Consider the following 12,250-nt stretch of genomic DNA (forward strand, 5'->3'; position numbering starts at 1 on the left):
CGTTCCAACGAAACAGAAAACCCATCCGAAAGGACCATCGATGCTCACCCTTCTGGACATCTCCGGATCTCTGAACATGGTCGGTTACGGCCTCGCCGCGGTCGGCCCTGGCGTCGGCGTCGGACTGATCTTCGCAGCGGTCATCAACGGCACCGCGCGCCAGCCCGAGGCCCGTGGCGCGCTGATGGGCACCGCATGGCTCGGCTTCGCCGTCGTCGAGGCGCTGGCCATCATCGGTATCGCGCTGGCGTTCGTGCTCGGCTGAGGCCGCCGCGATGACCCTCGAAATCAGCTTGGGGCCGCTGGCTCCGGCGCTGCCCGAGTTCATCGCGGGGATCCTGCTGTTCCTCGCGGTGTGGTACGGCGTGGCGAAGCTCGTGGTGCCCAAATTCGAGCAGACCTACGAAGCCCGCGCCCAAGCCATCCAGGGCGGCATCGAGAAGGCCGAGGCGGCCCAGAACGAGGCCGCGGCGGCGCTCGCTCAGTACCGCGAGCAGCTCGCCGGGGCACGGGAAGAGGCCAGCCGGATCCGCGAGGAGGCCAAGGCCCAAGGTGCGCAGATCCTCGCCGAGATGCGTGCCGACGCACAGCAGGAATCCGCCCGGCTGGTCGAGCAGGCCAAGGCCCAGATCGAGGCCGAGCGTGTCCAAGCCGTCGAACAGCTGCGCGGCGCGATCGGTTCGCTGGCCACCGACCTTGCAGGCAAGATCGTCGGCGAGTCGTTGACCGACGACGAGCGGGCCCGGCGCACCGTCGACCGCTTCCTGGCCGACCTCGAGGCGAACGACGCGGAGCGGGTATGAGCAGCACGCACGAGGCCCGGCTGGGTGAGCTGGACAGGTTGCTCGACTCCGTCCAGGTCACCCCGGAACTCGCCGACGAGCTGTTCGCGGTCGTCGACCTGCTCGACCGGCAGCCGGCCCTGCGGCGCGCGCTGACCGATCCCGGTGCGGGCGACGCAGAACGCGGCGCCTTGCTCGACGCGCTCTTCGCCGAGCGGCTCGGGGTGGCCACCCGCGAAGTCGTCCGGGCTGCCGTCGGGCTGCGCTGGGCGAGCCCCTCCGGGCTCGCCGCGGCACTCGAGCGGCAGGGGGTACGCGCTGTGCTCACCGTGGCGCAGGCCGCCGGCACGCTGGACGCGGTCGAAGACGAGTTGTTCAGGTTCGAGCGGCTGGTCAGCGCGGACTCCGGGTTGCGCAGCGCGATCAGCGATCGCAGCGCCCCGCTGGCGGCGCGGCAACAGCTGGTCGCCGACCTGATCGAATCCCGCGTCGAGGCGGCCACGACGAAGTTGGCCAGGCGTGCCGTGGCGGCCCGTTCCCGCAGCTTCGAGCTCACCGTCGACAGCTACCTGACACTGGCCGCCGCGCTGCGTGAGCGGGCGCTCGCGCGTGTGGTGGTGGCTCGTCCGCTGTCCGACGAACAGCAGGGACGGCTGGCTGCGGCGCTGACCAGGCAGCTCGGCCGTGAGGTGAGCTTGCAGGTCCTGGTCGATCCGGCCGTGATCGGCGGCGTGCGGGTGACCGTCGGCGACGAGATCATCGAAGGCACAGTGGCGGGCCGCCTGGAAGATGCCCGCCGTCAGCTCGGCTGAACGAACATCCACTCGAACGAAGACAGGACAAGGATCCAATAATGGCGGAACTGACTATTCGTCCCGACGAGATCCGGGAGGCCCTGGAGAAGTTTGTGTCCAGCTTCTCCACCGAGACCGCCGCCCGTGAGGAGCTCGGCACCGTCGCCGTCTCCGGCGACGGCATCGCCAAGGTCGAAGGCCTGCCTTCGGCGATGGCCAACGAGCTGCTCGAGTTCGAGAACGGCACCCGCGGCATCGCGCTGAACCTCGACGTCCGCGAGATCGGCGTCGTCGTGCTCGGCGACTCCGAGGGCATCGAAGAGGGCCAGACGGTGCGGCGCACCGGCGAGATCCTGTCGGTGCCGGTCGGCGACGGCTACCTCGGCCGGGTCGTGGACGCCATGGGCAACCCGATCGACGGCCTGGGCGAGATCACCGATCTGGAGGGCAACCGTCCGCTGGAGTTGCAGGCGGCCGGCGTGATGGAGCGGCAGAGCGTCAAGGAGCCGCTGCAGACCGGCATCAAGGCGATCGACTCGATGACCCCGATCGGCCGCGGCCAGCGCCAGCTGATCATCGGCGACCGCAAGACCGGCAAGACCGCGATCGCGATCGACACCATCATCAACCAGAAGGCGTTCTGGGACACCGGCGATCCGACCAAGCAGGTGCGCTGCATCTACGTGGCGATCGGCCAGAAGGGTTCCACGATCGCGGCGCTGCGGAGCGTCCTGCAAGAGGCCGGCGCGATGGAGTACACCACGATCGTGCACGCCCCGGCGTCCGACCCGGCCGGCTTCAAATACATCGCCCCGTACACCGGCTCGGCCATCGGCCAGCACTGGATGTACAACGGCAAGCACGTCCTGATCGTCTTCGACGACCTGACCAAGCAGGCCGAGGCCTACCGCGCCATGTCGCTGCTGCTGCGTCGTCCGCCGGGCCGCGAAGCCTACCCCGGCGACGTCTTCTACTTGCACTCCCGCCTGCTGGAGCGCTGCGCCAAGCTCTCCGACGAGTTGGGCGCCGGCTCGATGACCGGTCTGCCGGTGATCGAGACCAAGGCCAACGATGTCTCGGCCTACATTCCGACCAACGTGATCTCGATCACCGACGGCCAGATCTTCCTGCAGTCCGACCTGTTCAACGCCAACCAGCGTCCGGCCATCGACGTCGGCATCTCGGTGTCCCGCGTCGGCGGCGACGCGCAGGTCAAGGCGATGAAGCAGGTTTCCGGCACGCTGAAGATCGGCCTGGCCCAGTACCGCGACATGCAGGCGTTCGCGATGTTCGCCTCCGACCTGGACGCGGCGTCGCGCCGCCAGCTGGAGCGGGGTGCCCGGCTCACCGAGTTGCTCCGGCAGCCGCAGTACAGCCCGTTTCCGGTGGCCGAGCAGGTGGTCAGCGTGTGGGCCGGCACCAACGGTCACTTCGACGACATCCCGGTGAACGAGATCCTGCGCTTCGAGGGCGAACTGATGGACTATCTCCGTCGCCGCACCGAGATCCTGACCACGATCGCCGAGACGGGCAAGTGGGACGACGACACCGCCAACGCGGTGGCCAAGGCCATCGCTGACTTCAAGGGCCAGTTCCACGCTCAGGACGAGCGGGCCGTGGTCGCCGAAGAGCGCGGTCACCGACCGCTGAGCGACTCGGACATCGGCGTGGAGACCATCGAGACCCAGAAGGACTGATCGATGGCTGCGAGCTTGCGTGAGCTGCGACAACGACGGAAGTCGGTCGCAGCCACTCAGAAGATCACCCGAGCGATGGAGTTGATCGCCGCGTCGCGGATCATCAAGGCGCAGCGCAAGGCACAGGAGGGTGAGCCCTTCATCACCGAGTTGATCCGGGCCGTGTCCGCGGTGGCGACCTACTCCCACGACAAGCACCCGTTGACCGAGCCGGCCGTCAAGGACCGGCGGGTCGCGATGCTGGTGATCACGTCCGACCGGGGCATGAACGGCGCCTACTCGACCAACGCGATCAAGACCGCCGCCCGGCTGCGGGAGCGGCTGGAACGCGAGGGCACCGAGGTCGTCCGGTACGCGGTGGGCCGCAAGGGCATCGCGTACATGAACTTCCGCAACCTGCCGATCCGGCGGTCGTGGGAAGGCTTCTCGGACGCCCCGACCTTCCATCACGCCCAAGACATCGCGGACGCCCTGATCGCCGACTTCCTGACCCCCTACGAAGAGGGCGGCGTGGACGCGATCTACGGCGTCTACACCCGGATGAACTCGATGATCAACCAGGAGGTCCGGGCCCGGCGCCTGCTCCCGCTGGAGATCGTCGAGGGCGTGCACGAGCCTGCCGAGGGCGAGATCCTGCCGCTGTACGAGTTCGAGCCAGACCCCGAGACGGTGCTCGACGCGCTGCTGCCGATGTACGTCCGCAGCCGGGTGTGGTTCTACCTGCTGCAGTCGGCGGCGTCCCAGCTGGCCAGCCAGCAGCGGGCGATGAAGTCGGCGACCGACAACGCCAAACAGCTCATCGAGAGCCTGACCCGCCAGGCCAACCAGGCCCGTCAGGCGGAGATCACCCAGGAAATCAGTGAAATCGTCGGCGGCGCGGGCGCGCTGGCCGATGCGGCCGCCCAGGACTAGGGCACGAGACGAGAGTGGATCAATGACCGTGACACTGGACAGCAACACCGCCACCGAAGGCGCCGAGGGCGTCGTCGGCCGGGTGGCGCGGGTGATCGGCCCGGTCGTGGACGTGGAGTTCCCGGCCGACGCGATGCCCGACATCAACAACGCTCTGCTGGTCGAGATCGAGGCCGGCGAGCAGACCCGCACCATCTACGCCGAGGTCGCCCTGCACGTCGGCGACAACATGGTCCGGGCGATTTCGCTGAAGCCGACCGACGGCATGCGCCGCGGTGCTCGCGCGGTCGACACGGGGCGTCCGATCTCGGTGCCGGTGGGCGACGTCACCAAGGGCCGGGTCTGGGACGTGACCGGCACCTGCCTCAACGAGGACCCGTCCGGCATCGAGATCACCGAGCGCTGGCCGATCCACCGGGGGGCGCCCCGGTTCGATCAGCTGGAGCCGAAGACCGAGATGCTGGAGACCGGCATCAAGGTGCTCGACCTGCTCACCCCCTACGTCAAGGGTGGCAAGATCGGCCTGTTCGGTGGTGCCGGCGTGGGCAAGACGGTGCTCATCCAGGAGATGATCTACCGCATCGCGCACAACTTCGGCGGCACCTCGGTGTTCGCCGGCGTGGGCGAGCGCACCCGTGAGGGCAACGACCTGATCCACGAGATGATCGAGGCCGGCGTCATGAAGGACACCGCCCTGGTCTTCGGTCAGATGGACGAGCCGCCGGGCACCCGACTGCGGGTGGCGCTGTCGGCGCTGACCATGGCGGAGTACTTCCGCGATGTGCAGAACCAGGACGTGCTGCTGTTCATCGACAACATCTTCCGGTTCACCCAGGCCGGCTCCGAGGTCTCCACCCTGCTCGGCCGGATGCCGTCCGCGGTGGGCTACCAGCCGAACCTGGCCGACGAGATGGGTCAGCTGCAGGAACGGATCACCTCGACCCGCGGCCACTCGATCACCTCGATGCAGGCGATCTACGTGCCCGCCGACGACTACACCGACCCGGCTCCGGCGACCACCTTCGCCCATCTGGACGCCACCACCGAGCTCTCCCGCGAGGTCGCCTCGCGTGGTCTGTACCCGGCGGTCGATCCGCTGACCTCGTCCAGCCGCATCCTCGACCCGCAGTTCGTGGGCCAGGAGCACTACGACACAGCGACACGGGTGAAGCAGATCCTGCAGCGCAACAAGGAATTGCAGGACATCATCGCCATCCTCGGTGTGGACGAGCTCTCCGAAGAGGACAAGATCCTGGTGGGCCGGGCCCGCCGGATTCAGCAGTTCCTCAGCCAGAACACCTACATGGCAACCAAGTTCACCAACGTCCCCGGTTCCACCGTTCCGTTGGCCGACACCATCGAGTCGTTCCGGATGATCTGCGACGGCGAGGTCGATCATGTCGCCGAGCAGGCCTTCTTCAACGTGGGCGGCATGGACATGGTGATGGAGAACTGGGACCGCATCCAGAAGGAAGGCTGATCGTGGCCGAAGGCGACGTCCTGTTCGTCGAGGTAGTGGCGGCCGATCATCGTGTGTGGGAGGGCGAGGCACTGTCGGTGATCGCCCGCACCGTCGAGGGCGACATCGGCATCATGGCCAACCATGAGCCGCTGCTGGCGCTGCTGGAACCCTCGGCTGCCGAGGTGCTCACCGTGGACGGCCGGCGCGAGGTGATCGCGGTCGACGGCGGCTTCATCTCGGTCGCGGAGAACCGGGTCGCGATTCTGAGCCAGTACGGACGGCTTGCCCACGAGATTCTGCTGGACGAGGCGGAACGTGAGCGTCGCGAGGCCTGGAAGAAGATGAACGACGGCGACAACAGCGAGGAAACCCGCCAGCACTTCGCCAGGGCGCGCGCTCAGATCGCGGCGGCCAAGAAGGCACAAAGCGCCTGATCGGCCACGTACGGGGAGGGTACGAGGATGAACGTGATCGGCACGGTCGAAGTAGTGCTGATCATCGCGCTCCTCGCCTTGTCGGTCGTCATCGGCTGGATCTGGCTCCGCCGCCGCTGGCTGTCACGCGCTGGCGGCAGCTTCGCCTGTAGCTACCACCCACCCACGCGGACTCCGGGCACTCACTGGGTGCTCGGAGTCGCGCGTTATCGGGAGCACGAACTGCAATGGTTCCCGGCATTCTCGCTGTCGTTGTGGCCGCGCCGTCGGTTCGAGCGGGACGAGATCCGCGCCGGTGAGCAACGCCTCCCGGAGGCCGACGAGGTCGCCTGGCTGCTGGAGGGCCAGCGGATCGTCAGCCTGCACGGCCCCGCCGAGCAGGTGGAACTCGCGATGGCACCCGATTCCCTGACCGGGCTGCTCAGCTGGCTGGACGCCTCCCCGCCCGGCATGCGCTATCGGCGTTCCCCGGCGTCCCCCCACTGATCTTCTCGCCGATACCCGACCTCCGTTGGTCGAGCGTGTCGAGACCTTTTCTGTGGTTGGGGTGCGACCCACTCCGCTTCCTGGTTTGCGTCACTGCCGGCTACTCGTTGGTCGAGGTTGTCCTCGTCATCCCGGGGGACGCCGGGATCTCTACAAAGGCAGTCTTGGTCACCGGGACGGTCCTTTCGTCTCACCTGATCCTGATGTGGCGAGTCAATGGTTCCCTTCGACGGCTTTACGGCGACGCTCGGCGGCGCGGGGCTCGACCGGCGTCCGATCGGTGCCCGGCACCCAGAGGACGTCGCCGACGTCGGCGTTCGCCACCCGCGAGGCCAGGAACAACAGGTCGGAGAGCCGGTTCAGATAGGTGAGGGCCAGCGTGTTCAGCCCGCCCTCGACGTCCAGGCCGTACTCCTGCGCCGCCCGCCAGGCGGTCCGCTCCGCGCGCCGGACGATGGTGCGGGCCACGTGCAGCTGGGCCGCGGTCTGGGTGCCGCCCGGCAGGATGAACGAGTTCAGTGGACCGACCTTCGCGGAGTACTCGTCGCACCATCGCTCCAGGCGGTCGATGCTGGTTCCGACGATTCGCAGCGGCTCCCATGGCGGGTTCTCGGCAAGCGGAGTGGAGAGGTCGGCCCCGAGGTCGAACAGTTCGTTCTGGATCAGCCGGAGCGCCGCGTTCAGATCGTCCGGCAGATCGCCGCGAGCGGTCGCCACACCGAGGACGGCGTTCGCCTCGTCCACCTGTCCGTAGGCCTCGACGCGCAGATCGCTCTTGGCGGCGACCGAGTTGTCCGAGAGCCGGGTCTGCCCGGCGTCGCCGGTGCGGGTGTAGATTTTCGTGAGGCGGACCATGCCGTCAGCCTAGACGCGACTGCGCTGCTCAACCGGTCGCCCAGCCGGCTGTGGCAGACTCGGGCGGGTGATCCGACCAGCCCCCATGATCGTCTGCGGCGCCCTGCTGTTCGCCGGCTGTTCGACCGGCACCGCGCCGACCGCGCCGGCATCTCCCGAGCCGGGGACGGCGTCCTGTTCGTACCCCGCCTCAGGGACGCCCGACAAGCCGGTGAACCCTCCGCCGACCACGGCGTCCACGGTCGGGACGGCGACGATCACCTTGACCATGACCGGCGGCACGGTGACGATCACCGGTGACCGCGCCCGGACGCCGTGCACGCTTAACTCGATGGAGTCGCTGGCCAAACAGGGCTTCTTCGACGACACCGGCTGCCATCGGCTGGGGGACGCGTCCAGCCTGGCGATGGTCCAGTGTGGGGACCCGACCGGCACCGGAAGCGGCGGCCCCGGCTACCGCTTCGACGACGAGATCGACGGGGCCGGCTATCCGGCGGGGACCGTGGCGATGGCGAACTCTGGTGCCGGCACCAACACCAATGGCTCGCAGTTCTTCATCGTCTTCGAGGATGTCCCGCTGAACCCCGACTACACCGTCTTCGGACGGATCGACGAGGCCTCGCTGAAGGTGATCAAGGCGATGGCCGCCGAGGGACACGACGGCAGGTACGGCGACGGCACCGGAGTGCCCAAGAACGCCTTCCGGATCATCAAGGCAAGCGTCGCCTGAAACGCCGTTTCCGAGGCCTGTTCCTGAGCTGAACCGGAGTTGGCTCGGAAATTCTGTCGGTGGGACTCATTAGCATGCGGCCCATGCCGATCTTCAGCATCGCTCAGGCCCGCCGGATCGCGCTGGCCGCCCAAGGGTTCGGACGCCCGCGGCCGTCCGGCGCGGTGACCCTGCGGCACGTCCAGCAGGTGATCGACCGGGTGGCGCAGTTTCAGATCGACTCGGTGAACGTGGCGGTCCGGGCGCACTACATGCCGCTGTTCAGTCGGCTCGGCGACTACGACCCGGCTTTGCTCGACCGGGCGTCCGAACGCGCGCCGCGGCGACTGTTCGAGTACTGGGGGCATGCCGCCTGCCTCATCGACGTCAGCCTGCAGCCTGCGTTCCGGATGGCGATGCGCCGCCGTGCCGGCCGCGAACGGGACGCCTTGGGCCGGATTCTGGACACCAAACCAGACCTGCTGGAGCGGGTGCTTGCCGATGTCGCACAGGGCGGACCGCTGTCCGCGCGGCAGATCGAGAACGCCGAGGAACGCCGTAAGGACCAATGGGGCTGGAACTGGTCCGAGGCCAAACACGTGCTCGAATACCTGTTCGACAGCGGCACAGTGGCGGTGGCCAGCCGCAACTCCGCGTTCGAACGGTGCTACGACCTGGCCGAGCGGGTCGTGCCGGCGGCGGTGCTGGACCAGCCCGATCCGACCGACGACGAGTCCTACGACACTCTGGTGACCCGCTCCGCGAATGCTCTCGGCATCGCCGACCTGAAGGCCTTGACCGACTACTTCTATCTGCGCGGGCCGGCAGCACGGGCGTCCGTCACCAGGCTGGAGGCGTCAGGCGTCCTCGAGCCGGTGGGGGTCGCCGGACTGCCGCAACAGTTCTGGCTGGCCGCGGGCGCCCGACGTCCACGACGACTCGCCGGGCAGGCGCTGATCGCGCCCTTCGACACCCTGGTGCACCACCGGCCACGAGTCTGGGAGCTGTTCGGCGTCCACTACCGGATCGGCATCTACACCCCGGCCGCCCAGCGCGACTACGGGTATTACGTGTATCTGTTCCTGGCCGACGACGAGTTGGTGGCACGCGTCGATCTGAAGGCTGAGCGGTCTCGTGGCGTGCTACAGGTGCAGTCGGCCTGGCTCGAACCTGACGCCGAGCCGCGACGATCCGAAGTGGCGTCCCGGCTCCGCGACGAACTCCGGCTGATGGGGGAGTGGCTGGGGCTGGACGCCGTCGCGGTCGCCGACCGCGGCACATTGGCTCGCGATCTGGCCGCGGTCTGCTGAACTTTCCTCGGCGTGACACTGATCCGTCATCCCGTCATCCCGGACTTGATCCGGGATCTCTCGGTGGCTGGCGGTCGGTGTTGGGTGAGATCCCGGCGTTCGCCGGGATGACGTGAACTGGTCGCCGGGATGACGTGCGGCGGCGCGATGGTCAGTCGGTGACAGCGAGGGCGTCGATCTCGACCAGCATCACCTCGTGCGGCAGGTCTACGAAGACCGTGGTGCGACCGGGCAGCTTGCCGCTGGGGCAGTTCTCAGCGACGAAGTCGCCGTACACCTCGTTCATCGCCGGGAAGTCCTCGCGCTTGGTCAGGTAGACCCGGAACATGATGACGTCGTCGACCGACGCGCCACCGGCGGCCAGGATCGCCTTCACGTTCTCCAGCGTCCGCCGGGTCTGCACCTTGACGTCGCCCTCGCCGATGTAGGTGTTCGTCACCGGATCCATCGGCCCCTGGCCGGAGACCTGGAACAGCCCGCCCTTCTTCACCCCCTGGGAGAAGACGTGGGCCGGCGCGGGGGCATCGGTGGTGAAGACGATCTCCTTGGTCATGATGGCGTCCTTTCGACGGGAATTTCGACGGGAACCCAGCCGAGGTCGGCGGAAATGGCCTCGGCGCAGGTGGTGATATCGGGAAGCAGGTCGTGAATGTCGCGGCCGCCCTCGAGCAGCACCGACGGTACCGAGCAGGACGCCGCGGCCACGATGTGACCGCGAGCGTCGCGCACCCCGACGGCGGCGCAATGCACGAACTCCTCGTGCTCGGCGAGGTCGACGGCCCAGCCTTGCGTGGCGGTGGCGTCCAGTTCGGCGAGCAGCCGGGCCGGGTCGGTGATCGTCCGCGGGGTCAGCGGACGCAGGGTCAGGCCGGCGACCACGCTCGCCCGTTGCTCCTGCGACAGACCGGCCAGCAGCACCTTTCCCACGGCGGCGGCGTGGAGGGCCGCGGTCAAGCCGATCCGGGAGTACATCCGGACCGGCTGACGCGACTCGATCTTGTCCAGGTAGACCACTTCGGGTCCCTCGAAGGCCGCCAGGTGGACGGTGTGCCCGGTGCGTGCGGCGAGCTGCTGCAGGTGCGGCCGGGCGATCGTCCGGATATCGCGCTGCTCCAACGCCAACGCCGACAGCTCGAAGAACTTCGGCCCCAGCGTGTACCGCCGCTGCGAGTCGCGCACCACGAAATTCTTCTCCTCCAATGACTGCAATAGCCGCATCACCGTCGTCTTGTGCACCGGTGCGTCCTGGGCCAGGTCGTCCAGCGATGCGGGTCCGAACGCCAACCGGCCAAGCAGGTCGAGGGCGCGTCGCACGCTCTGACTCATCGAGACTCCGCTCGGCCTAGGTTTCGGGCATCGCTTGCCTGCACGTCTATTGACGGTGAGGAAAACCCAATGCTAAACATGGGCAGGCCAAAAATGCAATCAATGTTGCAAAATGTGCAACCTGAGGTCCGCCCTTGTCAGGACGGCCTGGGAGAAGGGTGTAGCAGTAATGGGCGAGGGTCAATCCTGCCGGCTCGGAATCGACACGAAGGCGGTCGACGATCTCGGTGCCGAGCTGCTCGATTGGCGGCACAAGGCCGTTCCCGCGGCCATGCACGGCCGGACGGCCGACGAGTTCGGCTCCGGATCGCTGCGGCTGTCCGACCTGCAGACCCCGTTGCTGACCCTGGACGCCGCGGCGTTGCGCGGCAATGTGGCGAAGATGGCCCGCTGGTGCGCCGCGCACGGGGTCCGGCTCGCGCCGCACGGCAAGACCACGATGGCGCCCGCACTCTGGGCCGACCAGCTCGCCGCCGGTGCCTGGGGAATCACGCTGGCCAACGCCGCACAACTGCGGGTGGCCCGGAGGTTCGGCGTCGAGGTGCTGATGCTGGCCAACAGCCTGACCGATCCGCAGGCCATCGCCTGGGTGGCCGGCGAGGTGGCGTCCGGTGCCCGGATCGTCTCCTGGGTCGATTCGGTGGCCGGAGTCGAACGACTGCAGCGCATTCTCGCCGCGGCGGACGCCGGACCGCTGGAGGTGCTGGTCGAGATCGGCGGGCACGGGGGACGCACCGGAGCCCGCGGTGTGGACGCTGCCCTTGAGGTCGCCCGCGCCGTCCGGACCGCGCCACGGCTACGACTGGCTGGCGTCAGCGGCTACGAGGGCGCGCTCTCGCATGCCTGGGACGACGCCGGCCTCGCCCCTGTCCGGGCCTACCTGAACGACTTCCGCCGACTGCACGAGACACTTGCCGCCGACAAGGGCTATGACACCGACGAGGTGATCCTGACCGCCGGCGGCAGCGCCTACTTCGACGATGTGGTCGAGATTCTCGGGCCGTGCACGGCACCCGGCGTCGCGGTGATCCTGCGCAGCGGCGCCTACGTGATTCACGACGACGGCTTCTACCGCGGCATCTCACCGTTCTCCCGCACCGACCCGGACGCCGATACCGCCTTCGTCTCGGCGATGCAGTTCTGGGCGCGGGTGGTCTCGCGCACCGAGCCGGGACTGGCCATCCTGGAGGGCGGCAAGCGCGATCTGCCGTTCGACGAGGGCCTGCCGGTACCGCTGGGCGTCGGGCAGGGGCTCGGCGAGCCGCTGCGGCCGCTGCCCGGCGCGGCGATCACCGCGGTGAACGACCAGCACGCGTTCCTGCGCTACCCGGAGGAGCTCGAGGTGCAGCCCGGAGAGGTGGTGCGGCTCGGCCTGTCGCACCCGTGCACCGCGCTGGACAAGTGGACCCTGATGCCGGTGCTCGACGGCACCGCTGACCCTGCCAACCCGACCGTCGTCGGCACCGTCCGCACGTTCTTCTGA

General features: G+C 68.2%; 13 protein-coding genes and 1 pseudogene. 11 read left to right on the plus strand and 3 right to left on the minus strand.

The annotated features are described in order from the left end of the window. Positions 1-40: 40 nt before the first annotated feature. The 8 genes and pseudogenes from atpE to QM619_RS09520 all read left to right on the plus strand — a co-directional run bounded on the left by atpE (position 41) and on the right by QM619_RS09520 (position 6,567). A complete protein-coding gene (gene atpE / locus QM619_RS09485; RefSeq protein WP_415107335.1) occupies positions 41-265 on the plus strand; it encodes an ATP synthase F0 subunit C in 225 nt (74 codons plus the stop codon). A 10-nt stretch (positions 266-275) separates the two neighbouring features. Then, complete coding sequence (locus QM619_RS09490) at positions 276-803, plus strand: F0F1 ATP synthase subunit B (protein ID WP_415107338.1); 528 nt, start codon at positions 276-278, stop codon at positions 801-803. Further along, positions 800-1,594, plus strand: a complete 795-nt coding sequence (locus tag QM619_RS09495) for a F0F1 ATP synthase subunit delta (RefSeq protein ID WP_415107341.1) — start codon at positions 800-802, stop codon at positions 1,592-1,594. Before QM619_RS09490 ends, QM619_RS09495 begins: the two co-directional genes overlap by 4 nt. Before the next feature lie 41 nt (positions 1,595-1,635). Continuing rightward, positions 1,636-3,127 (plus strand): annotated as a pseudogene (gene atpA, locus QM619_RS09500) (F0F1 ATP synthase subunit alpha); the annotation flags it as partial. 149 nt (positions 3,128-3,276) lie between these two features. After that, positions 3,277-4,185 (plus strand): F0F1 ATP synthase subunit gamma, encoded by a 909-nt coding sequence (locus QM619_RS09505; RefSeq protein ID WP_415107344.1) that lies wholly within the window; start codon positions 3,277-3,279, stop codon positions 4,183-4,185. Between the two features lie 22 nt (positions 4,186-4,207). Beyond that, on the plus strand, positions 4,208-5,665 hold the full coding sequence (gene atpD, locus QM619_RS09510; protein WP_415107347.1) for a F0F1 ATP synthase subunit beta: 1,458 nt from the start codon (positions 4,208-4,210) through the stop codon (positions 5,663-5,665). Between the two features lie 2 nt (positions 5,666-5,667). After that, complete coding sequence (locus QM619_RS09515) at positions 5,668-6,081, plus strand: F0F1 ATP synthase subunit epsilon (RefSeq protein ID WP_415107350.1); 414 nt, start codon at positions 5,668-5,670, stop codon at positions 6,079-6,081. 27 nt (positions 6,082-6,108) lie between these two features. Continuing rightward, a complete protein-coding gene (locus tag QM619_RS09520; RefSeq protein ID WP_415107353.1) occupies positions 6,109-6,567 on the plus strand; it encodes a DUF2550 domain-containing protein in 459 nt (152 codons plus the stop codon). Between the two features lie 213 nt (positions 6,568-6,780). Here QM619_RS09520 and QM619_RS09525 read toward each other — a convergent pair whose 3' ends face one another. Next, on the minus strand, positions 6,781-7,422 hold the full coding sequence (locus tag QM619_RS09525; protein ID WP_415107356.1) for a cob(I)yrinic acid a,c-diamide adenosyltransferase: 642 nt from the start codon (positions 7,420-7,422) through the stop codon (positions 6,781-6,783). A gap of 67 nt (positions 7,423-7,489) precedes the next feature. On the opposite strand from QM619_RS09525, the gene QM619_RS09530 reads away from it, so the two are divergent. Continuing rightward, positions 7,490-8,152, plus strand: coding sequence for a peptidylprolyl isomerase (locus QM619_RS09530; protein ID WP_415107358.1), 663 nt, complete (start codon positions 7,490-7,492; stop codon positions 8,150-8,152). 83 nt (positions 8,153-8,235) lie between these two features. Further along, a complete protein-coding gene (locus QM619_RS09535) occupies positions 8,236-9,441 on the plus strand; it encodes a winged helix-turn-helix domain-containing protein (RefSeq protein ID WP_415107361.1) in 1,206 nt (401 codons plus the stop codon). A 151-nt stretch (positions 9,442-9,592) separates the two neighbouring features. Here QM619_RS09535 and QM619_RS09540 read toward each other — a convergent pair whose 3' ends face one another. Together QM619_RS09540 and QM619_RS09545 are read right to left on the minus strand one after the other, a co-directional pair. Then, on the minus strand, positions 9,593-9,994 hold the full coding sequence (locus QM619_RS09540) for a RidA family protein (protein ID WP_415107364.1): 402 nt from the start codon (positions 9,992-9,994) through the stop codon (positions 9,593-9,595). Beyond that, positions 9,991-10,767, minus strand: coding sequence for an IclR family transcriptional regulator (locus tag QM619_RS09545; protein ID WP_415107367.1), 777 nt, complete (start codon positions 10,765-10,767; stop codon positions 9,991-9,993). Before QM619_RS09545 ends, QM619_RS09540 begins: the two co-directional genes overlap by 4 nt. 169 nt (positions 10,768-10,936) lie before the next feature. Here QM619_RS09545 and QM619_RS09550 point away from each other — a divergent pair, with 169 nt between their 5' ends. After that, positions 10,937-12,250, plus strand: coding sequence for an amino acid deaminase (locus QM619_RS09550; RefSeq protein ID WP_415107370.1), 1,314 nt, complete (start codon positions 10,937-10,939; stop codon positions 12,248-12,250).

The sequence above is a fragment of the Micropruina sp. genome (assembly GCF_047606665.1).
Lineage (GTDB): Bacteria > Actinomycetota > Actinomycetes > Propionibacteriales > Propionibacteriaceae > Micropruina.